The 20,512-nt window shown below is 67.4% G+C and carries 21 protein-coding genes and 1 pseudogene; 6 read left to right on the forward strand and 16 right to left on the reverse strand.

All coding sequences use genetic code 11. From position 1 onward, the window contains the following. Together WS96_RS21320 and WS96_RS21325 are read right to left on the reverse strand one after the other, a co-directional pair. A complete protein-coding gene (locus WS96_RS21320) occupies positions 1-1,263 on the reverse strand; it encodes a saccharopine dehydrogenase family protein (protein ID WP_059835167.1) in 1,263 nt (420 codons plus the stop codon). Positions 1,264-1,306: 43 nt separating this feature from the next. Continuing rightward, positions 1,307-2,224, reverse strand: a complete 918-nt coding sequence (locus WS96_RS21325) for an acetoacetate decarboxylase (protein ID WP_179949969.1) — start codon at positions 2,222-2,224, stop codon at positions 1,307-1,309. 295 nt (positions 2,225-2,519) lie between these two features. Here WS96_RS21325 and WS96_RS21330 point away from each other — a divergent pair, with 295 nt between their 5' ends. Beyond that, positions 2,520-2,927: a DUF3224 domain-containing protein gene (locus WS96_RS21330; RefSeq protein WP_059835171.1), complete on the forward strand. Its 408-nt coding sequence runs from the start codon at positions 2,520-2,522 to the stop codon at positions 2,925-2,927. A 7-nt stretch (positions 2,928-2,934) separates the two neighbouring features. On the opposite strand, the gene WS96_RS21335 is transcribed toward WS96_RS21330, so the two are convergent. The 5 genes from WS96_RS21335 to WS96_RS21355 form a co-directional block, all read right to left on the reverse strand. Continuing rightward, positions 2,935-4,500 (reverse strand): methyl-accepting chemotaxis protein, encoded by a 1,566-nt coding sequence (locus tag WS96_RS21335; protein WP_059835173.1) that lies wholly within the window; start codon positions 4,498-4,500, stop codon positions 2,935-2,937. Positions 4,501-4,690: 190 nt separating this feature from the next. Further along, entirely contained in the window at positions 4,691-5,101 is a 411-nt protein-coding gene (locus tag WS96_RS34555; protein WP_059835175.1) for a VOC family protein, read from the reverse strand. A 103-nt stretch (positions 5,102-5,204) separates the two neighbouring features. Beyond that, positions 5,205-6,050 (reverse strand): MBL fold metallo-hydrolase, encoded by an 846-nt coding sequence (locus tag WS96_RS21345; protein WP_059835325.1) that lies wholly within the window; start codon positions 6,048-6,050, stop codon positions 5,205-5,207. A gap of 18 nt (positions 6,051-6,068) precedes the next feature. After that, complete coding sequence (locus WS96_RS21350; RefSeq protein ID WP_059835176.1) at positions 6,069-6,395, reverse strand: hypothetical protein; 327 nt, start codon at positions 6,393-6,395, stop codon at positions 6,069-6,071. Then, positions 6,388-6,918 carry a hypothetical protein gene (locus WS96_RS21355; RefSeq protein WP_059835177.1) on the reverse strand — a complete coding sequence of 177 codons (531 nt, stop codon included), beginning with the start codon at positions 6,916-6,918 and terminating at the stop codon, positions 6,388-6,390. The genes WS96_RS21350 and WS96_RS21355 overlap by 8 nt, the downstream gene beginning before the upstream one ends. Before the next feature lie 169 nt (positions 6,919-7,087). On the opposite strand from WS96_RS21355, the gene WS96_RS21360 reads away from it, so the two are divergent. Next, positions 7,088-7,981, forward strand: a complete 894-nt coding sequence (locus WS96_RS21360) for a LysR substrate-binding domain-containing protein (RefSeq protein WP_059835327.1) — start codon at positions 7,088-7,090, stop codon at positions 7,979-7,981. An 88-nt stretch (positions 7,982-8,069) separates the two neighbouring features. Here the strand turns inward: WS96_RS21360 and WS96_RS21365 are convergent, their stop codons facing one another. Then, positions 8,070-8,975 (reverse strand): LysR family transcriptional regulator, encoded by a 906-nt coding sequence (locus WS96_RS21365; RefSeq protein ID WP_059835178.1) that lies wholly within the window; start codon positions 8,973-8,975, stop codon positions 8,070-8,072. 116 nt (positions 8,976-9,091) lie between these two features. On the opposite strand from WS96_RS21365, the gene WS96_RS21370 reads away from it, so the two are divergent. After that, entirely contained in the window at positions 9,092-9,682 is a 591-nt protein-coding gene (locus tag WS96_RS21370) for a flavodoxin family protein (protein WP_059835180.1), read from the forward strand. A 74-nt stretch (positions 9,683-9,756) separates the two neighbouring features. Then, on the forward strand, positions 9,757-10,812 hold the full coding sequence (locus tag WS96_RS21375; RefSeq protein WP_059835183.1) for an aldo/keto reductase: 1,056 nt from the start codon (positions 9,757-9,759) through the stop codon (positions 10,810-10,812). 199 nt (positions 10,813-11,011) lie between these two features. Here WS96_RS21375 and WS96_RS21380 read toward each other — a convergent pair whose 3' ends face one another. Then, a complete protein-coding gene (locus tag WS96_RS21380; protein ID WP_373557909.1) occupies positions 11,012-11,713 on the reverse strand; it encodes a carboxymuconolactone decarboxylase family protein in 702 nt (233 codons plus the stop codon). A 242-nt stretch (positions 11,714-11,955) separates the two neighbouring features. Then, positions 11,956-12,366, reverse strand: coding sequence for a (R)-mandelonitrile lyase (locus tag WS96_RS21385; protein WP_059835185.1), 411 nt, complete (start codon positions 12,364-12,366; stop codon positions 11,956-11,958). Between the two features lie 130 nt (positions 12,367-12,496). On the opposite strand from WS96_RS21385, the gene WS96_RS21390 reads away from it, so the two are divergent. Continuing rightward, complete coding sequence (locus WS96_RS21390; protein WP_059835186.1) at positions 12,497-13,405, forward strand: LysR family transcriptional regulator; 909 nt, start codon at positions 12,497-12,499, stop codon at positions 13,403-13,405. A gap of 61 nt (positions 13,406-13,466) precedes the next feature. Here WS96_RS21390 and WS96_RS21395 read toward each other — a convergent pair whose 3' ends face one another. Then, positions 13,467-14,156 carry a TetR/AcrR family transcriptional regulator gene (locus WS96_RS21395; RefSeq protein WP_059835188.1) on the reverse strand — a complete coding sequence of 230 codons (690 nt, stop codon included), beginning with the start codon at positions 14,154-14,156 and terminating at the stop codon, positions 13,467-13,469. A 52-nt stretch (positions 14,157-14,208) separates the two neighbouring features. On the opposite strand from WS96_RS21395, the gene shc reads away from it, so the two are divergent. Next, entirely contained in the window at positions 14,209-16,248 is a 2,040-nt protein-coding gene (shc, locus tag WS96_RS21400) for a squalene--hopene cyclase (RefSeq protein WP_059835190.1), read from the forward strand. On the opposite strand, the pseudogene WS96_RS34560 reads toward shc, so the two are convergent. The 5 genes and pseudogenes from WS96_RS34560 to WS96_RS21420 form a co-directional block, all read right to left on the reverse strand. After that, positions 16,242-16,439, reverse strand: a pseudogene (locus WS96_RS34560) (LysR family transcriptional regulator); the annotation flags it as partial. The gene shc and the pseudogene WS96_RS34560 sit on opposite strands and share 7 nt — an antisense overlap. Before the next feature lie 44 nt (positions 16,440-16,483). Next, entirely contained in the window at positions 16,484-17,146 is a 663-nt protein-coding gene (locus WS96_RS21405) for an ankyrin repeat domain-containing protein (protein WP_059835192.1), read from the reverse strand. A 90-nt stretch (positions 17,147-17,236) separates the two neighbouring features. Next, entirely contained in the window at positions 17,237-18,406 is a 1,170-nt protein-coding gene (gene ampC, locus WS96_RS21410) for a class C beta-lactamase (RefSeq protein WP_059835194.1), read from the reverse strand. A gap of 418 nt (positions 18,407-18,824) precedes the next feature. Beyond that, complete coding sequence (locus WS96_RS21415) at positions 18,825-19,637, reverse strand: alpha/beta fold hydrolase (RefSeq protein WP_059835196.1); 813 nt, start codon at positions 19,635-19,637, stop codon at positions 18,825-18,827. Positions 19,638-19,707: 70 nt separating this feature from the next. Beyond that, the gene (locus WS96_RS21420; protein ID WP_059835198.1) at positions 19,708-20,166 is read right to left on the reverse strand and encodes a hypothetical protein; all 459 of its coding nucleotides are present in this window, start codon (positions 20,164-20,166) and stop codon (positions 19,708-19,710) included. Positions 20,167-20,512 lie beyond the last annotated feature (346 nt).

Here is a 20,512-nt window from a genome sequence, read left to right on the forward strand (position 1 = left end):
CTACGGTCGAATCACCTCGAAACGCAACCCGGCATGGCGAACCAGACGCTCGATATAGCGCTCGTCGAACATCGTCGCCGGCGTCCAGAAACCGCCGCCGCGTCCGGTCTTCACGCCGTCGCGGCTGCAATCGAGCGCGAGACCGATCGCGGCCTGACCGAGCATCTTGCCGGTGGAGCCGTAGCCGGGATCGCGATCGCCGGTGACTTTCACGCGCAAGGTACGCCCGTCGTCGGCGCGGCCGAAGAAGCGCAAATCGTAGCGGCCGGCCTGTTGAGCGTCGATGCTCGGCCCCTCGCCCGGCTTCGGCAGCAGGAAGCGCGCCATCAGGCCGCGCACCGGCCCGACGAGGACGCCGACCATGAATGCGCCGAGGGCCGCCACCATCGTCAGCGCGATCATGCGCCCCTTCAGTCCCGTGCCCGTCATCACGGCTTCGTCATAGGTGAAGCGGCTGCCGTACGCATCGTCCGCCAGCGCATTGGAGCGGTGAACGACGCGCTCGTTGATCGCCGCCATCACGAACGGCGCGATCCACGCATCGCAGTCGCGATCGAATTCGGCGGACCGGACCGCGTGCTGCCGCACCGTGAAACCATGCCGTTGCGGACACAACGAATAAGGATCGAGCAGCTCCCGACGCAATGCCGGATCGGCCGCCGCTTCGCGCACGACGTTGATCACGCTGGCCACGGTGCCGCCCGACGCACCGCCCTTCAACGTCTTGACGCGCATCTTCACGTGAGTGGCCGGCGCGCCCCACTGTCGCCGCGCCTGTTGCTGCAGGAAGAAGACGCCCATGTCCGACGGCACCGAATCGAAGCCGCAGCAATGCACGATCCGCGCGCCCGATTGCCGGGCCGCGGGCTCGTACCTGTCGATCATCCGCCGGATCCACTGCGTCTCGCCGGTGAGGTCGCAGTAGTCGGTGCCGGTTTGCGCGCAGACCCGGACCAGCGGCTCTCCGTACAGCGCGTAAGGGCCGACGGTGGACACGACCACCCGCGTTTGCGCGCACAGCGCCCGCAGCTGCGTTTCGTCGGCCGCGTCGGCGACGATGATCGGCACGGATTGCCCGGCCGCGCCGAGCGTATCCCGGACCTGCCTGAGCTTCGCGTCGGACCGGCCCGCGATCGCCCAGCGCAGCGTGTCGCCGGCACCGGCGGCCGCGCCGGACAGATAATCGGACAGGTAACGGGTCAGGATCTGCCCGACGAAACTGGTGGCGCCGAATACGACGAGATCGTAGGTCGGTTGGGGCATGGACGACTCCTTCCGTGCGCGCACGTCGCACGTATCCGTATCGTTAGCGTGGCTTGCCGGGCTCATCGAAGGCCGTCAAGGGTGTCGGCAGGTTCAGGACCAATTGTGCATCCTCGACCACGTCGAGACGCATGATCGTGGATGCGCCGAGCCCGTCGAGCAACTGGCTGAGCGGCCCACCGTGCCGCGCCAGCTCGACGTTGCGCGGCAACAGGCGCTGCGCGAACGACAGCAGGTTGGTCTGGACCGACGACTCGTGCCATTCGCCGTCGATGCGATTGACCATCGTCGTCGTCGCCATGTGCGATTGCGACGGGACACGGGTCAGCGCCGGCAGCGGCACGCTGAGGCTCAGATCGGGCCGGCCGTCCGGTCCGGCGATACGCGCGCGGGCCGTCGCATCGACGTTCACGTCGATCTCGGCGAGCCACTTGGGCAACTGATAGCCGTGCACGCCGCGCACCCGCGCAATTTCCGTCGTGACCGGCAGCGCCAGCACGTGCGCGAAGAAACTCCGGCGCCGCATCGAATCGATCAGCTCGAGCGCGTGCGAGCCCTTCGCGCCGGGCCGGCGGATCACCGCCGCGACGGATACTTCGTCATACGGATCGTTGTCGCACACCGCGTACGAAAAGAACGTCAGCGCGACGATCCCGTATCCGGGGAACGCCCGCAGCGGTTCGAGCGGGATCGGCAGCGTCGTCCGCAGGCGTTCGAGCGGCGCGAGGAACAGCAGTTGAATGCTGCTGGAACGGTAGTAGAAGTTCGGCGCCCAGGTCGGGCCAACCCGCGAAGCGACTCGACGCTTCGGAATCCGTCGGAAAAAATCGATGTTCCCCGCTGCGGGGTCGCGCGCCACCGCATCCAGGTCCGGATTCATCCGGAACCGGTCGTAGTACCCGCCCTCGGGCACGTCGACCGTGTGCGGCCCGAATTCGACCTGTGTAAAACGCCTGTCCATGTCCATTGCCTCTCGTCGATGATCGACCGTGGCACGCGAGATCCGAAGCCTGCCGCTGCCGCCAGCAAGCACTCTAAGCTTCAAGTCGGCTTCAAGGTCAAGGTGACGAGTAGAGGAATATGTCGGACGGCGATGGCGCGCCCCGATGGCCGCCGCGGTTTCATCGCTGGATCATGCGGCCGGCGGGCGCGGTCAATCGGGCTCGCGAAGGACGGCGACTGACGCACCGCGATCGGCCCACCGTCGACGGCGTTCGCTTATAGTGTCGACTGCCCATTCGACGAGGAAAACAGTCATGAAACTGCAGGCCAGCGGTCCGTTCGAAGTGAAGCTGAATCCGGAACCCTTGAGTCACGTCGCGCAGAACAGCGGACTCGGCCGCATGTCGCTGGACAAGCATTTTCACGGCGATCTGGAAGCCGTCAGCCACGGAGAAATGCTCGCGTTTCGCAGCGGCGTTCAGGGCTCGGCCGGCTACGTGGCGATGGAAACCGTCGAAGGCGTGCTCGGCGGACGCAAGGGCAGCTTCGTCCTGCAGCACAGCTCCACCATGACGCGCGGGCAGCCGACGCAGTCGATCACCGTCGTGCCCGATTCCGGAACGGACGAACTGCTCGGCCTGTCCGGCGCGATGCGCATCGACATCGACGACGGCCGGCATGCGTACCGCTTCGACTACGCGTTGCCGGACACGCCGCAATAAGCGCGCGTCACGCGAGCGTCGCGTCGCGCAGACGGAACTGCGCAACCGCCGCGCTCAACCGCGCGCCCTGTTCGTCGAGCGACAGCGCCGCGGCCGCCGCTTCCTCGACCAGCGCGGCATTGCGCTGCATCGTCTGCTCCATCTGGATCACCGCGGCGTTCACCTGCTCGATGCCCGACGACTGCTCGTCGAATGCCTGGCTGGTTTCGCCCATGATCGCGTTCACCCGCTCGACCGCCGCGACGAGCTCGGCCATCGCCGAGCCGGCCCGCGCGACGAGGCCGCTGCCGTCTTCGACGCGTCGCGCGGATTGGCCGATCAGGTCGCGAATTTCCTTCGCCGCCGCGGCACAGCGCTGTGCGAGCCCGCGCACCTCGGTGGCGACGACCGCGAACCCGCGCCCCTGCTCGCCCGCACGCGCAGCTTCGACGGCGGCGTTCAACGCGAGGATGTTCGTTTGAAACGCGATGCTCTCGATCACGCCGACGATGCCGGAGATGCGCGTGGAGCTGTGCGAAATCTCCGACATCGTCTCGACGACGCGCTGCATCGCTTCGCCGCCGCGCGACGCGATGCCGGCCGCGCCCTCGACGTACGTGCGCGCGTCGCGCGCGTTGTCCGCGTTCTGGCGCACGGCCGCCGTCAGTTGCTCGACGCTCGCGGCCGCCTGCTGCAGCGACACGGCCTGCTGCTCGGTACGCGTGGACAGGTCGACGTTGCCGCTCGCGATCGTGCGCACGTCGCCGACGATCGTCTCGGTGCTCGCGCGCACCTGGCTCACCGTATCGACGAGGCCGTCCTGCATCCGCTTCAGCGCATTCAGCAGATACGCCATTTCATTCTCGCCCGGGACGACGACCGCGCCGGTCAGGTCGCCTTTCGAGATTTTTTCGAACTGCTCGACCGCGACGTTGATCGGCTCGATGATCGCCTTCGCGAGCACGCGCTGCGCCACGAACCCGACGACGAGCGCCAGCACCGCGACCGCCCCCATCCCCCACACGATCCGGTGGAAATGCAGGCCGGCCGCATCGTAGCGGGCCTTCTGACGCGTGACCTGGAACGACTCGAGCGCGTCGATCGCCGTCTGGTAGGCCGCGAACAACGCCGGCGGCGCGGTGCGCTGCGTGTCGAGGAAGTTGAATGCGTCGTCGCCGTCGAGCTGCGACAGCGCCTTCAGGAACACCCGGTCGAGCAGCGTGCGCCGGCGATCCTGCAGCGTGTCGAACAGCGCCTGCTCGCCGGCGTCGCGCGCATGCAGACGTGTGTACGCATCCAGTTCGTCGTTGCTCTGCTTGAGCAACGTATGAAGTTGCGCGACTTCCTCCTTCGCGGGCTGGCCGGCGCTGATGATCTGCGCGACGTCGCTCATGCGTTCGCGCAGCACCAGCATCCGCTCGGAGCTGGTCTTCAGGTGCAGCAGCGACGCGGTGTCGTCGCGGTACATCGCCTCGAGCGAGCCGTTGCCGATGTAAAGGGCCGCGATGCAGGCGCCGATCACCAGCACGAGCAGCACGGTATAACCGGCGATGGTCGCGACGAGTCCACCACGGATAGTGAGTTGTTTTCGCATGACGTTCCCTTGAGCCGGCCGGGCACGGCCAGCGGCGGAGGTGAATTCCGGAACACGAACAACGCGCGCCGCGGCGCAATACCGGGCGCGGGGCTGCGAACGGGTTAACGACGCGGGGAACGGGCGGCTTTTATCCGCATGCGACGCGAATCTTGACGATTACGACAGAGGAGGAACCGAGGCAGCGCGACTAGCCGCCGTCGCCGAGCCTCGCGCGAATCGCGTCGGCCGACAGGTCGCGCTGGTGCGTCGCGATCTGCCAAACGTTTCCCCACGCGTCCTTCACCATCGCCCGCCGGTCGCCGTACGGCATGTCGGCGGGCGCTTCGAGCGGGATCGCTTGCGCCGCGAGCGCCCGTCGATAGGTGGAGTCCGTGTTCGGAACATACACGTACAGAAACGCCGGCATCGGATCGCGCAGGCCGCCTCCGTCGCTGACCATCACGACGGAGTCGCCGATCCGGATCTCGGCAGGCAAGCCGGCACGGCATTCGCCTTCTGCGTCGAACACCGTGCGGATGAAGGCGATCAGGTTGCGCGGATCCGGCACGACGATCCGCGGCGTGACGGTATGCCATCCATCGGGTTGGAACGGAGCCATGATGTGCGACCTCCGACGAGATTTCAGGCTGGATTGTCCTCCTCGAACGGCAGCCTGCAAAGCGGGCGCGCGGTATCGATCGCGAACGTTTCCGTGCATCGCTTCACGCGTCGGTCTCGTAAATGAGGCGGTATTCGTCGTTGGTTCGCCCGATTCGCGCGAACCCGGGTTCCCCCAGATGCATGCCGGCGATCAGCAGCCCTTCCGAGCTGGCCCGGTCGAGCAGCCGTGCACGCGTCGTCGCCGCCTGCGACGCATCCTGGTCGAACGCAATCGAGACGTCCGGCCGCTTGATCTGGATGTGCGGGAAATGCACGATGTCGCCCCACACGAGCACGCCCCGATCGCCGGATTCGAGCACATAGCCGGTATGTCCGTCGGTATGCCCCGGGAGCGGGATGGCAGCGATTCCGGGCAGCACCTCGCCTGCGTCGAAGGTCCGAAGCGCATCGCCGTAAGCGTCGAATGCCTGACGCGCGATCCGGAAATTGCCGCGGGCGCGCTCGCTGGCGCGGCTCAGATTGCCGTCGTCGCGCCAGAACGCGACCTCGCGTCGATGCGCGAGCAGCTCCGCATTCGGAAACGCAACGTGTCCGGCGGCATTCGTCAGCCCGCCTACATGATCGGGATGGGCGTGCGTGAGCAGGACGGTGTCGATCGCGCCGGGATCGATTCCGGCCAACCGTAAGTTGTCCTGCAGACGGCCGCCCCATTGCCTGATGCCGCCGGCCCCTGCATCGACGAGAATCGTGCGGCCCGCGCCGCGCACGACGTAGCAGTTGATATGCACGGCGGACGGCGCCTGCTGCCCGGCCGCGTGCTGCATGCCGGCAGCGTCGGCCACGTCGATATTCGACAGGAAATCGAGGCTGGCCGTGAGGTAGCCGTCGCTGATCGCGGTAATCGTGAAATCCCCGACACGCTGACAGGGAAACGTAACGTTGGACATCATGCTGCTCCGGAGCGGCTAGTTTCGCGCGTGAAGGTTCGGCACGGCATGACCGAAACAGCGGATGCGCGCCGTCAACCCCGTGCGGCGAACGACGGCGCGATCCAGTGCTTCCATGAACGTGTCCATGACCGCGGGCGGACGGAACGATTCCACGCGATACCGGATTTCCGCGAAAACGGGATGCCCGCATCCGTGCCGAACCGCCACGTAAATGACGTGGACGTTCCTGACTTCTGCCTGAAGGACACGCGTACAGAGTTCGATGCAGTCGCCGGAAAGTTCGGCGAGGCGCGCGTCGGGCGGCATGCGTTCCGCATCGATATGGAAAGTCACGTTAGGCATCGGTGCTCTTCTTCGTCAGTTGCGCCGTCATCGGTGCGTACAGGTCGAGGCCGGCCGGTACGTCGTCGACGAGCGGGGCGGCGCTCCGGGGGAGGACCGCAAGCCAGCGGTGCGCCGGAAACCGCTCCAGCGCAACGGCCGCCATGGTCAGCGGCTTCAGGCCCAGTTCGATCAGCGGGCCGGGGCCGCTGGCGCTCAGCGCGAGCAGCTCGTCGGCTTCGACCGACGGCGCGCGACCGATATCGCCGTAGAGATTGCGGTGCCAGTCGGTGATGTGCTGCTGCCACCGCGCGAAATTGCCGCCGCCTTTGCGTCGATATTCATCGCCGGTCAGCACGTCGAGACCGTCGATCGTGTGAACGGCCAGATAAACGGGGCAGCCGCCGCTGATCGCCCTGAAGCGCTGCGACGTGTGAAAGCCGGCGACCGAGATGAGGGCCGGCAGCTTGTCGTCGCTGTAGAAATCGTTCCATTCGGCTTCGCTGGCAGCGTCGGCGAAGCTGCATTCGACGGTATAGATCATCGGTTCGTCCTTCGTGACGAGTGAGCATCCTGCATCTCGAATACCGGATATTCAGTGCAGTGACGTAATGCTAATCTGCTGTTTTCCCCACAGATATCGACTTAAAGTCAGCCTTCAGTGACATTTGATCAAGCTGACCGTCGAACACACTCCGACCGACGAGCCCACGATGCGACGCAAGATCCCCAGCAATTCCGCGCTCCTGGCCTTCGACGCGGCGGCCCGACACGGCAGCTTCGCCCGCGCCGCCGACGAGCTGGCGCGCACCGAAGGCGCCGTCAGCCGTCAGATCGGCCGGCTGGAGGCGTTCCTCGGCGTGACGCTGTTCGAGCGCATCGGCAACCGCGTGCGGCTGGCGCCCAACGGCGCGCGATACGCGGTGCAGGTGCGCGAGATTCTGGACCGGCTGGAACGGGACAGCCTGTATCTGATGGGGCAGCCCGTCGAAGGCGCGAGCATCGACATCGCCGCGATCCCGACCTTCGCGACCCGCTGGCTGATCCCGCGGTTGAAGCGCTTTCAGGCGCGCCATCCGAACGTCACCGTGCACATCGCCGAACGGATGGAACCGTTCCTGCTGGCCGGCAGCGGATTCGACGCCGCCATTCATTTCGAACATCCCGCGTGGGCCGGCATGCATCTGCATCCGCTGCTGGAAGAGGTGCTGGTGCCCGTGTGCAGTCCGGCGCTCATCGAAGGTGTTGGCGCGAGGCCGTCGCTGGATGCGCTGCCTCGCCTGCACCGGCGGCAGAATCCGGACGCGTGGCAGCGCTATGCGCAGGAAACCGGCATCGAGCTGACCAATCCGGCGGTCGGCCCGCGATACGATCTTCATTCGATGCTGATCGAGGCCGCGCTGGCCGGTCTCGGCGTCGCACTGGTGCCGCGCCTTTACATCGGGACGGAGCTCGAACAAGGGCGGCTGGTCGCGCCCTGGCCGGACGGCAAGGCGATTACGAAAAACTTTTGCCTCGTGCTGCCCGAGCCGATCGAATTGAGCGCGGCGCCGGTGCGGGCGTTTGCGCAGTGGCTGCTGGACGACGCGCGGGACGCGGCGCGCTGATGCTGCGGTCGTGGATTCCGGCAAGTATGCGTCACGCAAAGGGACCGCAACGTAGGAACCGCATGCGCCGGCACGTCGAACCGTTCCACTAATCGAGGTACGGCTTCAATACGCCCCCGATCCAGTCCATGAAAGCCCGCACGCGCGGCGACAGATTGCGCCGATGCGCGACGACGAGCGACGCGGCAAGCGGCTCGGGACGCAGGTCCGGCAACACCTCCACGAGCGCGCCGCTTTCGAGGTGATGCGCGAGCGCCGAATAGCCGGCCTGGATCAGCCCGATGCCCGCCAGCCCCGCCGCATGATAGGTCTGCACGCTGTTCACCTGCATCGCGCTCGGCAACGGCAACCACGCATAGCCGTCGCCATCCGGGTATTCCCATCCGGGATGCCGCGCGCCGAGCGTCAGCGTGTAGTGGATCATCCTGTGCCCCTGGCTGTGCAGATCGGCGAGCGTATGCGGCACGCCATGCCGCGCGAGATAGGCGGGGCTCGCCGCATTCGTCATGCGCAGCCTGCCGAGCGGCCGCGCAATCAGCGTCTCGTCGGCGATCGGGCCCAGCCGGATCACGCAATCGAACCCTTCCCGAACGAGATCGACACGCCGGTCGGTGCTGGACAGCTCCAGCTCCAGATCCGGATGCGCGGCCATCAGTTGCGGCAGCGCCGGCACCACGACGCTGCGCGCGAGTTCCGTGGGCATGTCCACGCGCAACCTGCCGCGCAGCGACGCGCCGCGCCCCGAGAACATCGACTGCAATTCCTGCACTTCGGCGAGCAGGTCGGTCGCACGCGCATAGAACGCGCGGCCGTCCTCGGTGAGCTGCACGCGCCTCGTGGTCCGATGCAGGAGTGCGACACCCATGTCCCGTTCGAGCGCACGGATGACCGTGGATACCCGCCCTTTCTGAATGCCGAGGCTTTCGGCGGCACGCGTGAAGCTCGCCATTTCGGCGACACGGGCAAAAATCAAAAGCGCGTCAAGGTTCTGCATTGTTCATCCGGAAAGTAACGGAGCGTTCAATCTGTCGTCGTTTATAACCCGATTGCGGCTCGGTAGAGTGGCTTCCCACGTCGTCTGAACGACAACCCGAACGAAAGGAAACCATCATGGATCAACTCGCCCCGCCGACAAAAACGGTCGTCGTCTACCACTCCGGCTACGGCCATACGCAACGGATGGCCGCCGCCGTCGCGGACGGCGCCGGCGCCGCGCTCGTCGCGATCGACGCCGACGGCAACCTCGCCGACGACGCGTGGACCACACTGGCCGACGCCGACGCGATCCTGTTCGGCTCGCCGACCTACATGGGCGGCCCGAGCTGGCAGTTCAAGAAGTTCGCGGATGCGTCGTCGAAGGTCTGGTTCGAAAGCGGATGGCGGAACAAGATCTTCGGCGGCTTCACCAATAGCGCAAGCCTCAACGGCGACAAGCTCAATACGCTCGAATACTTCTTCCTGCTGGCCGGACAGCACGGCGGCATCTGGGTCAGCATGGACATCAAGCCGGCCAATCTCAAAGCGTCGACGCGCGACGACCTGAACCGCATGGGCGCCTACATCGCGCCGATGGCGCAGACACCGGCCGATGCGTCGCCGGAAGAGATGTCGCCGGGCGACCTCGAAACGGCGCGCCGCTATGGCGCACGCGTCGCGGCGATTGCCGGGCAGTTGCGGGCCGGCACATCACGCTCCAACTGACATTCCGACGTTCGTACGGGGCGCCACCGGCCGACGCCTCGTATTGTGTCCGGCCGATTCCGAAGGGCGCAACAATGAAATACAAGCAATTGGGCCGCACCGGCCTGTACGTCTCCGAGCTGTGCCTCGGCACGATGACGATGGGCGGCAACGCGGATGCCGGCATGTGGGCGGCGATCGGCGCGGTCGGCCAGGACGACGCGAACCGTCTGATCGCCCGTGCGCTCGACGCCGGCATCAACTTCATCGACACCGCCGATATTTACTCGTTCGGGCAGTCCGAACGCGTGGTCGGGCAAGCGCTGCGCGAGCTCGGCGTCCCGCGCCACGAGATCGTGCTGGCGACGAAGACGGCCGGCGTGATGGGCGCGGGCCCCAACGACCAGGGCGCGTCGCGCGGTCACATCATGGATTCGGTGCAAAGAAGCCTGGAACGGCTCCAGGTCGACCATATCGACCTGTACCAGATTCACGCGAGCGACCCCGTCACGCCGATCGAGGAGACGCTGCGCTCGCTCGACGATCTCACGCGGCAGGGGCTGATCCGTTACGTCGGCGTGTCGAACTGGCGCGCGGGCAAGATCGGCAAGGCGCTCGGCCTGAGTGCCGCGCTTCACGCCACGCGCTTCGAGACGCTCCAGGCCTACTACTCGATCGCCGGGCGCGACGTGGAGCGCGAACTGGTTCCGCTCGCCGTCGACGAGCGAATGGGGCTGCTCGTCTGGTCGCCGCTCGCCGGCGGATTGCTGTCGGGCAAGTTCGGTCCCGGCGCGTCGACCGAAGCCGGTTCACGGCGCGGTCATTTCGATTTTCCGCCGGTCGATCCGGAGCGGGCCTGGCCGTGCGTGGCGGAGATGCGCGCGATCGCCGGCGCACACGGCGTCTCGGTCGCGCGGATCGCGCTCGCGTGGTTGCTTGCCAGGCCGGCCGTCACCAGCGTCATCATCGGCGCCAAGCGGATCGACCAGCTCGACGACAATCTTGGCGCGGTCGACGTCGTCCTGACCGACGAGGAACTGGCGCGCCTCGATGCCGTGAGCGCGTTGCCGCCCTGCTATCCCGGCTGGATGATCGCGCGTCAGGAAGCGGGCAGGATTCCCGGGCCGTTCACGCGCACCACGGCGCAATAGGACCGGCGGCACTTCATCGGCGGTTCGGCACGGGCGGTGGCGAAACCGCCCGTGTCAAGCGCGCCGTGCCTGCGATGCACGCTCACATCCGGTAGCCCGGTTTCTTGTACAGCGTTGCGGAACGCGCCTCAACGTCCGGACGATAGACTGACATCGATGTTGTCGGTCATGATGTTCCTCTCTTCAGGTTGCGCGCGCGTCACGCCTCGCGCCGCGAAAATACGTCCTTGAACACGGGCATCGCCGAAAAGACGTTCGGCCATCCCGCGTAGAACGCCAGTTGAGTCAACGTCTCGGATGCTTCGGCCTGCGTGAGCCCGTTGTCCATCGCACGGTTCAGGTGATACGGGATCTGCGCCACCTGGCCGTTGGCGACGAGCGCACTCACCGTCACCAGGCTGCGGTCGCGCGGCGCGAGCCCCGGGCGAAGCCACAAGTCGCGAAACAGCGCGTCGGTCGTGTACTCGACCACGCCCGGCGCGACGGCGCCGAAGTTTTCCGCGACCGTCCGTGCGCGCTGCGCTTCGGCCGCCTCGTTCAGCGGCAGCGGCGTGACGTCCGCCGGTGCGAGCTGATCGGGGCCGATGCCGCGTTCGTCATAGACGTGCTTGACGACGATCGACGCGGCGCTCGCGTTGGCCCATCCCGCGTAAAAGGCCAGGTGCGCGATCGTTTCCGATATTTCCGCGGGCTTCACGCCGTGATCCAGCGCGAGGCGGACATGCAGCGGCATCTCGACGGTCTGGTCGCGGGCGATCAGCACCGACAGCGTCACGATGCTGCGATCGCGCGGCGACAGGTGCGGCCGCTTCCACAAGCCGTCGAACACGGTGTGCGTCGTGTATCGCTCGAAGGCCGGGGCGACCGCTTTCAAATCGGGGGAAGACAAGGGTTCCTGCATGGTGTCGGTCCTTTGCATGGGAGTGCACGCGGCGGCGAGCAGGGCCAGTCCAGTCGCGGCGACGAGCCGCAACGGGCGACGCGTGCGATCGTCACCGTGCGCCGTACCGCGCATCGGTGACGTGTTCGAGGATCGCGTGCCGCTGTGCGCAACCGCGATGCCCGCGCGGGCCGTGTCGTCGGCCGACGCGGCGAACGACACGCAGGTCGGCATCAAGGTCAACGCAGCGGCAGCGGGCGCGTTCATTGCGGTTCGCCGCTGCCGAGGTATTGCTCGTCCGTCACCTTGTCCAGCCAGTTGACGTTCTTGCCATCGAGCGCTTCCTGAATCGCGATATGCGTCATCGCGGTGGTCGACGTCGCGCCGTGCCAGTGCTTGTGGCCGGGCGGACACCAGATCACGTCGCCCGCCCGGATCTCGACGCGCGGCTCGCCGTCGCATTGCGTCCAGCCGCAGCCGGCGGTCACCAGCAGCGTCTGGCCGAGCGGATGGGTGTGCCACGCGGTGCGTGCGCCCGGCTCGAACGTCACGCTGGCGCACGATACGCGCGCCGGCGGCGGCGGTGCGTTCAGCGGGTCGATGCGGACCGTGCCGGTGAACCATTCGTCGGGGCCTTTGATCGAGGGCTGCGAGCCCGCGCGCTTCAGTTCCATGATGTCTTCCTCTATCGAAAAGGGTGCCGCATGGATCGCTCCAGCAGTCGGCCATCCCACTTTAATGACTCGCGATTCATGCGACTAGATGGCAAAATCGGCATGAACCTATGCCGTGGCGCATGAATCAATGGAAGACTTCAACGATCTGGTGGCGTTCATGGCCGTCGCGCGCGAGCGCAATTTCACCCGTGCGGCCGCGCAGCTCGGCGTGTCTCAATCGGCGTTGAGCCGAACGGTGCGCGCGCTGGAAGCGCGCATGGGCATTCCGTTGCTGACGCGCACGACGCGCAGCGTGTCGCCGACCGAGGCCGGCGAGCGGTTGCTGGCATCGATCGCCCCGCGCTTTCAGGAAATCGAGGCGGAACTGGAATCGCTGCGCGCGATGACGGACCAGCCGGCCGGCAACGTCCGGATCACCGCGACCGACTATGCGGCGAACGAGTACGTGTGGCCGCGGCTGCAACCGCTGCTGCGTCGATATCCGGCGCTCAAGGTCGAGCTGGTGAACGACTATGGCCTAACCGACCTCGTCGCCGGCCGCTACGACATCGGCGTGCGGCTCGGCGACCAGATTGCCAAGGACATGATCGCGCAGCGTATCGGGCCGGACATGACAATGTCGATCATCGGTTCTCCCGATTACCTTGCGTCCCGCCCCACGGCGAAGACGCCCCAGGACCTGACCCGGCACAACTGCATCAATCTTCGGCTGCCGACCAGAAACGCGCTGCTGTCGTGGGAGTTGAGCAAGGGGCGCCGCGACTTGCAGGTCCGCGTCGAAGGGCAGTTGACGTTCAACAACGTCTATCAGATGGTCGACGCGGCGCTTGCCGGCTTCGGGCTCGCCTATGTGCCGAAGGACCTGGTCGCGCATCACGTCGAAGCCGGACGGCTCGGCTGGGTGCTGGAGGACTGGTTTCCAACGTTCGTCGGGCACCACGTCTATTATCCGAGCCGGCACAAATCGTCGCGAGCCGTGGAACTCGTGGTCGACGCGCTCAGGGCCGGGTATCGACGCACCATACGATCGGCATGAGCCGTGACGCCGGTGTATCGACAGCGTCCCGCCCGTGACGACATCGCTCCCGCGTCGCGCATCACTTCGGAAACACGCCCCGGCTCATCGCATCGAGTTGCCGAACGATCTCGGCGCGCAATTCGGCCGATACGTCGACGCTGTCGAGCAATTCCGAAATCCACAACCCGTCGGCCGCGAGCCGGCAGATCATCAGCGTCGCGGCCTGCTCGAGCGGCACCGGGTCGGGCCGCGTCCATTCGCGCATCGGCACCGACCATCGCGCGCGCGTGTCCGTCTCGGTGATCATCGACGCGACCAGCACGCGCAGCACGTCGGTACTCGCGGCCGGATGGGCCGCATCGAGCACCGCATGCAGATACGCGCGCGCCGCCGCGCCGTCGCCGTCGGAATCCGCCGCCAGCCGCGCGGCCAGTTGCGCGCCGAACCGCTCGGTCGCCTGCCCGAACAGCGCGTCCAGCAGCCCCTGCTTGTTCGCGAAGTGATATTGCAGCGCGCCTTTCGTCACGCCGGCACGCTCGGCCACTGCATCGAGCGTCAACGCAGCCACGCCGTGATGCGTCGCGATCTCCGACGCGGCCGCCAGCAATTGCGCGCGCACCTGATCCGGCGCTTTTTTTCGCCGCACGCCGGTCACGGCCGCGGCTGCCGCCGGCGCCGATGATCCTTCAAGCGCCGGCGCAGCGGGCGTTTCAGCCGGTTCGACGGGCGCGGACACGTCGCGCGGCGCGGGTTCGAAGCGTTTTTTCATGGTGCGGATGGTAGCACCGCGCGTCTCGGTATAAACATTCCGGCTGGATGGTATGATCCGCCGCATGAACAAATCGGCCCCCTCCCCCTGGTCCGCGCTCGACACTGCCATCGCCCGTGGACGCGACGCACTCGTGCGCCTTCAGCAGCCCGACGGCAGCTGGTGTTTCGAACTCGAATCCGACGCGACGATCACCGCGGAATACATCCTGATGATGCATTTCATGGACCGGATCGACGACGTGCGCCAGGAGAAGATGGCGCGCTACCTGCGCGCGAACCAGCGGCTCGACACGCACGGCGCATGGGCGCTGTACGTCGACGGCGCGCCGGACGTGTCGTGCAGCGTAAAGGCGTATTTCGCGCTGAAGGCGGCCGGCGACAGCGAACACGCGCCGCACATGATCCGCGCGCGCGACGCGATCCTGAAGCTCGGCGGCGCGGCACGCTCGAACGTGTTCACGCGCATCCTGCTCGCGACGTTCGGGCAAGTGCCGTGGCGCGCGGCGCCGTTCATGCCGGTCGAATTCGTGCTGTTCCCGAAGTGGGTGCCGATCTCGATGTACAAGGTCGCGTACTGGGCGCGCACGACGATGGTGCCGCTGCTGGTGCTGTGCTCGCTGAAGGCGCGGGCGCGCAATCCGCGCAACGTCTCGATTCGCGAACTGTTCGTCACGCCGCCGGACGAAGAGCGCCGGTACTTCCCGCCCGCGCGCGGCATGCGCCGGCTGTTCCTCGCACTCGACCGCACGGTCCGCCATATCGAGCCGCTGATACCGAAGCGCCTGCGGCAGCGCGCGATCCGGCATGCGCAAGCGTGGTGTGCGGAACGGATGAACGGCGAGGACGGCCTCGGCGGCATTTTCCCGCCGATCGTGTACAGCTATCAGATGATGCAGGTGCTCGGCTACCCGGACGACCATCCGCTGCGGCGCGACTGCGAAAACGCGCTGGAGAAGCTGCTGGTCACGCGGCCGGACGGCAGCGTGTATTGCCAACCGTGCCTGTCGCCGGTGTGGGATACCGCGTGGAGTACGATGGCGCTCGAGCAGGCGCGCGGTGTCGCGGCGCCGGAAACCGGCGAGTCGGCCGGCGCGCTGCGCGAACTCGATGCACGCATCGCCCGCGCGTACGACTGGCTGGCCGAGCGGCAGGTGAACGACCTGCGCGGCGACTGGGTCGAGAACGTCCCGGCCGACGTCGAGCCGGGCGGATGGGCGTTCCAGTACGCGAACCCGTATTACCCGGACATCGACGACAGCGCGGTCGTCACCGCGATGCTCGATCGGCGCGGCCGTACGCACCGCCATGCGGACGGCACGCACCCGTATGCGTCGCGCGTCGCACGCGCACTCGACTGGATGCGCGGGCTGCAATCGCGCAACGGCGGCTTCGCGGCGTTCGATGCGGACTGCGACCGCATGTACCTGAACGCGATCCCGTTCGCCGATCACGGCGCGCTGCTCGATCCGCCGACCGAGGACGTATCGGGCCGCGTGCTGCTGTGCTTCGGCGTGACGAAGCGCGCGGAAGACCGCGCGTCGCTCGCGCGCTGCATCGACTACGTGAAGCGCACGCAGCAGCCCGACGGCAGCTGGTGGGGCCGCTGGGGCACGAACTACCTGTACGGCACGTGGAGCGTGCTGGCCGGCCTCGCGCTCGCCGGCGAGGACAAGTCGCAACCCTATATCGCACGCGCGCTCGACTGGCTGCGCGCGCGGCAGCATGCGGACGGCGGCTGGGGCGAGACGAACGACAGCTACATCGACCCGAAGCTGGCCGGCACGAACGGCGGCGAGAGCACGTCGAACTGCACCGCGTGGGCACTGCTCGCGCAAATGGCGTTCGGCGACTGCGAATCCGATTCGGTGAAACGCGGCATCGCGTATCTGCAATCGGTGCAGCAGGAAGACGGCTTCTGGTGGCACCGTTCGCACAATGCGCCGGGCTTTCCGCGCATCTTCTACCTGAAGTATCACGGCTATACCGCGTACTTCCCGCTGTGGGCGCTCGCGCGTTACCGGCGGCTGGCGGGCGCCGCCGCGGCGGCGGCGCCGGCGGCCGTCGAAGCGGACGGCACGGCTATCGCTTGATCGACCACGCGCTCGATCGCGCTGCGCGCGTCGAAACCCGGCGGAAACGAGACGAACGATGCGTCGCGCAGGTCGGCCGGCCGCGCGACGCACTTGTGTGCGCGCCGCTGCCCGCGCGGCACGATGCAGCACATCGCGCTTTGCGCGAGCCGCGCGACGCGCGCGGCAGGATGCGCGACGGGCTCGGCGACTTCGACGTGGTGCGGTCTTGCGCCCGGCGAGACGATCGGCCGGATCAGACGAAGCCTTCTTCGACCAGCGTGCAGCCGTGGGCCGTGATCTCGTGCCGCTGGCCCGAGCCGCCGACCACGCGGCTCCAGCTCTCGGACACGAGCACCGCGGCATCGCCGTCCGTACGCAGCGCGTAACGGAATCCGCCATACATGCCGGGCACCGCGAACCACATGCGCCCGGCTTGCGCGTCGAATTCGAGCAGCGGTTCGAGTTCGGGAAAACGCAGTGCGTCGACCCGCAGGTGCGCGATGCGGCCACCGATCATGTCGTGGAAATGACGCTGGATGGCGCACAACGTGCCGTCGGGCACGACGCGCCGCGGCTGCGGCGTCAGCAGCGCGACCAGATGCCGATGCCCGCGCGACGCGGCAATGTCGACCGCGCGCTCGCCTCGCGCATCGCGCAGCATGCGCCACGCGCCGAGCCGCAGCAATTCCGCGACGACTTCCCGCGGCGCGCCGCCATACGCGGCCTGATGCAGCGGCGCGTATAGCGACGTGCCGCCCGGCCGCGTCGCGTTGACGAGCGCGGGCTGTTGCGCGACACGCTCGATCAGTGTCGCCCATGCGCCGTCGCGCGCCGCATCGGCCAATGCGTGCCTGCTCGCCAGTTGCGCGTCGTCGAGCACGTCGGCGCCCGTGATTCCGTCCCATGCGATGGTCAATCGGTTCTCCTCCGTCGCCCGGTGCGTCGCTCGCCGCGCACCGGATTGCCCGCCATCATAAGCATTTCCCGACGGGCGCGCGCGGCGACGTTACCGCCCGTCGCCGAGCGATCCGAGGATCCGGTACGCGACCTTCACGCGGTCCTCGATCGGCACGTTGCCGTTCGCGAGGATCACGATCGCGATCCGCTTCGCGGGAACGAACGCGACATACGTGCTGAAGCCGCCGGTCGAACCCGTCTTGTTGATCCAGGTCGCGGGGTTCGGCGCGAGCGGCGGCTGGATCGCGCTGGCCGGCACCGCATCGAACAGCATCTTCGGCGCATTGCCCGCGAGCAGCGTGGGCAGCGCGACCGGGTACGGATACTGTTCCCAGATCAAATCCTGCGTCAGCGGGCCCGCGCGGAAATAGCCGGTGTGCGTGCGTTCGATCGCGCGCTGCAGGCGCGGCGCCGTCTGGATCATCCCCATGTTCGCCTGCACGAAGCGCAGCAGGTCGGCCGCCGTGGTCCGCACGCCGTACGCCTGCTGCCACAGCATGCCTTGCGTCATCCGGGTCGGCTTGCCGTCCTTCGTGTAGCCCTGCGCATAGTCGGCCATGCGTGCGTCGGGCACGTCGATGTAGGTGTGCGTCATCCCGAGCGCGGGAAAGAGCCGCTGCTCCATCAGCGTCGCGAAATCCCGGTGCATCGCCTTCGCGGTGAGCCAGCCGAGCATGCCGATCGCGACGTTCGAATACTTGCGGTGCGTGCCGGGCGCATAGTCGGGCCGCCACGCGCCGAGATAGCGGATCAGGCCCGCGTCGTCGCGGATGCCGTCCGGTACCTGCAGCGGCGTCCCGCCGGGCGTGTGCGTGCCGAGCTGAAGCAGCGTCACGACGCCGAACGGCTTGCCCTGCAGCTCGGGCAGATATTTGGCCGCGGGGTCCGCGAGCGACAGTTCGCCGCCCTCCTGCGCGTCGGCGGCGAGCGTCGCGGTCAACGTCTTGCTGACCGAGCCGATTTCGAACAGCGTGTCGCCGGTCACCGGCTTGCCGGTTTGCTTCGACATCACGCCGTAGTCGAACACGTAGGGCTTGCCGTCGGCGACGATGCCGACCGCCATGCCGGGGATCGCATACTGCTTCATCAGCGGCGCGATATGACGGGTGACGGTGTCGTGGAGGTCGTCCTGCGTGACGGCGGCCGCACGACCGGCCGCGGCGGTCGCGCAGGCGGCGACGAACAGGGTCGCGGCGAAGCGTGTCGCATTGAATCGCATGAGTGCGGTTCCTTTCGATTCCAGATGGTTGCATGGACAACAGATCTGGCCGCGCCGCGCGGAGCGGGCGGCGGCCGGCCTGTCGAAGCAGGACTATCCGCTACCGCCCGGCCGCCAACAATCGACGATATGTTGCGCGAGCCGAAAGAAAAACTTATGAAGTGCGCGACATGCCGGACGGGGCCGCGACTCCGTCGGCGCCGCATGCCTGTTTTTTTCAGGAAAACCGGCCGGGTTTGACGGCATCGATTCCGGGCACATGCGGCCGATCGTCCGCGAACGCGTGCTCGCCGAATTCCTGCGCTCGCGCGCCGGCACGCGGCTCGCCCGACAACTGCAACGCGTCACCAGCGCGATGGCGCTCGACATGCGAGAACGCGGCCGACGCACGCCTGCGCGTCGGCGGCCCGTGCGCACATCACCCCGGCAGCCGGTCGAGAAACGCCAGCATCGCCGCGTTGAATCGCGCGGGCCGCTGCAGCGGCGCGAAATGGCTCACGCCGGGCAGGATCGTCAGCGTCGCGCCGGGGATCGTTCGCGCGAGGTACGCCGCATGCTCGGGCCGGATGAATTCGTCGTGCTCGCCCTGCACGATCGCAACCGGCACGGCGATCGCCGCGAGATCCTGCGCGCTGTAATTCGGTTGCGTGCGCATCATTTCGCTGACGGCGGCCACGAACGCGTCGAACTGGTCCGGCGTCGCGGACAGTTGCGCATAGTCCTTGCGATGTCGCGCGAAACAACGGTCGATCAGCGGGCTCGGCACCATGTCCTTCGTGCCGCCCGGATCCATGTTGCACGCGAAGAAGAACACGCCGGCCGCGCGTTCCGGCGCGCGGGCGGCCAGCACGAGCGCGATGCATGCGCCGTCGCTCCAGCCGACGAAGCGTGCACGGTCGACCTGCAGCGCGTCGAGCACGGCCAGCACGTCCGATGCCATGCGTTCGTACGAATAGGGTCGGTCGTCGCGCGTGCTGCGGCCGTGGCCGCGGCTGTCGATCACGATCGCGCGGTAGCCGGCCGCGAGCAGCGCCGGTACCTGGTTGCCCCAGTTGCCGCCATGGCCGAGGCCGCCGTGCAGCAGCACGACCGCCGGCCCCTGGCCGAACGACGCGTGCCAAATGCGCGCACCGTCGTGGTCGAGCCATCCTTCGGCATCGGCCGCCGGCAGCGGCGTGCCGCCGTGCGCGTCGAAGCGAAGGAGTTCGTCGTCGTCGAATTCCGCATTCATCGTTCAGTCGTCCTCGAGAGGGAGACGCGCTTGCGATTGTAATGCGTGCGGCCGACGCCGCCGTCGCCGCTCAGGCCTGCGTCGACACCAGCCCGCCCGACGGCGAGCCGCCGGATTTTTCGAGCGCCGCGGCAAGTTGCGAGATCGCCGTCGCCAGCGCGGCTGAAATCGCGCTGGCTTCCGCACTCAGCGACTGCTGTTCGACGGCCGCGGCCGGGTCGTCCTTGGCGCGCTGGGCCGCGGCGGCCATCTGCCGCTCCAATGTCGCGAGCTGCTTCTGCAGCCGCTCGATCAGCGCCTTCAACTGGGCGACCGCCGGGTCTTCCGACGATGCGCCCGCCGCGCCGGGCGTGGCGCCGGCGGCGCCCGTCGAATCCTTCGCGCCGGTGGGGCCGGTGGTGCCGGTCGAACCCGTGGCGTTCGCGGTATCCGTTGCGCCGCCGGTGGACGACGTCGCGGCGGGCGGGTTCGCGGTCACGCCGCTGTCCGCGAGCGGGGATTGCGGGGTCGTGGAGAAATCGATCTGCATCGTGTCGATCCGTGTGTCGTGTCGGTAAACGAAAATGACAGGGGCGAGAATCGCCTTTCAATTGTTTACGGCATTCGTCACACGAAACTTGAATATCGGGGGTCGGGTGGATTGCCGGACGATGACCGCCATTGATCGCGAAAGGGCCAGATTGGCGGCACGATGGCGCTGGTAAAATCGCCGCTTCGCCGGCCGGGATGCGCATGTCGGAGCTCTCTTCCAGGCCCGATCGCCGATGCCGCCGGCTGCGACTCCGGGCCGGCATGCAACGCGTGCCGACACCGGCATCGCGGCTTCCCGGGTCGCCTTTTCCGTTCGGCTGCATGCGTGCCCCGCTCACTGCTCG

It is taken from the genome of Burkholderia sp. MSMB1835 (assembly GCF_001526365.1).
GTDB lineage: Bacteria > Pseudomonadota > Gammaproteobacteria > Burkholderiales > Burkholderiaceae > Burkholderia.

Coding starts and splice junctions, on each gene's coding strand:
- shc (WP_059835190.1), top strand. CDS start 14,209: ATGATCCGCCGCATGAACAAATCGGCCCCCTCCCCCTGGTCCGCGCTC.
- WS96_RS21385 (WP_059835185.1), bottom strand. CDS start 12,366: ATGGAACTGAAGCGCGCGGGCTCGCAGCCCTCGATCAAAGGCCCCGAC.
- WS96_RS21390 (WP_059835186.1), top strand. CDS start 12,497: ATGGAAGACTTCAACGATCTGGTGGCGTTCATGGCCGTCGCGCGCGAG.
- WS96_RS21320 (WP_059835167.1), bottom strand. CDS start 1,263: ATGCCCCAACCGACCTACGATCTCGTCGTATTCGGCGCCACCAGTTTC.
- WS96_RS21370 (WP_059835180.1), top strand. CDS start 9,092: ATGGATCAACTCGCCCCGCCGACAAAAACGGTCGTCGTCTACCACTCC.
- WS96_RS21335 (WP_059835173.1), bottom strand. CDS start 4,500: ATGCGAAAACAACTCACTATCCGTGGTGGACTCGTCGCGACCATCGCC.
- WS96_RS21380 (WP_373557909.1), bottom strand. CDS start 11,713: ATGCAGGAACCCTTGTCTTCCCCCGATTTGAAAGCGGTCGCCCCGGCC.
- WS96_RS21395 (WP_059835188.1), bottom strand. CDS start 14,156: ATGAAAAAACGCTTCGAACCCGCGCCGCGCGACGTGTCCGCGCCCGTC.
- WS96_RS21420 (WP_059835198.1), bottom strand. CDS start 20,166: ATGCAGATCGATTTCTCCACGACCCCGCAATCCCCGCTCGCGGACAGC.
- WS96_RS21330 (WP_059835171.1), top strand. CDS start 2,520: ATGAAACTGCAGGCCAGCGGTCCGTTCGAAGTGAAGCTGAATCCGGAA.
- WS96_RS21325 (WP_179949969.1), bottom strand. CDS start 2,224: ATGGACAGGCGTTTTACACAGGTCGAATTCGGGCCGCACACGGTCGAC.
- WS96_RS21345 (WP_059835325.1), bottom strand. CDS start 6,050: ATGTCCAACGTTACGTTTCCCTGTCAGCGTGTCGGGGATTTCACGATT.
- WS96_RS21355 (WP_059835177.1), bottom strand. CDS start 6,918: ATGATCTATACCGTCGAATGCAGCTTCGCCGACGCTGCCAGCGAAGCC.
- WS96_RS21415 (WP_059835196.1), bottom strand. CDS start 19,637: ATGAATGCGGAATTCGACGACGACGAACTCCTTCGCTTCGACGCGCAC.
- WS96_RS34555 (WP_059835175.1), bottom strand. CDS start 5,101: ATGGCTCCGTTCCAACCCGATGGATGGCATACCGTCACGCCGCGGATC.
- WS96_RS21375 (WP_059835183.1), top strand. CDS start 9,757: ATGAAATACAAGCAATTGGGCCGCACCGGCCTGTACGTCTCCGAGCTG.
- ampC (WP_059835194.1), bottom strand. CDS start 18,406: ATGCGATTCAATGCGACACGCTTCGCCGCGACCCTGTTCGTCGCCGCC.
- WS96_RS21365 (WP_059835178.1), bottom strand. CDS start 8,975: ATGCAGAACCTTGACGCGCTTTTGATTTTTGCCCGTGTCGCCGAAATG.
- WS96_RS21350 (WP_059835176.1), bottom strand. CDS start 6,395: ATGCCTAACGTGACTTTCCATATCGATGCGGAACGCATGCCGCCCGAC.
- WS96_RS21360 (WP_059835327.1), top strand. CDS start 7,088: ATGCGACGCAAGATCCCCAGCAATTCCGCGCTCCTGGCCTTCGACGCG.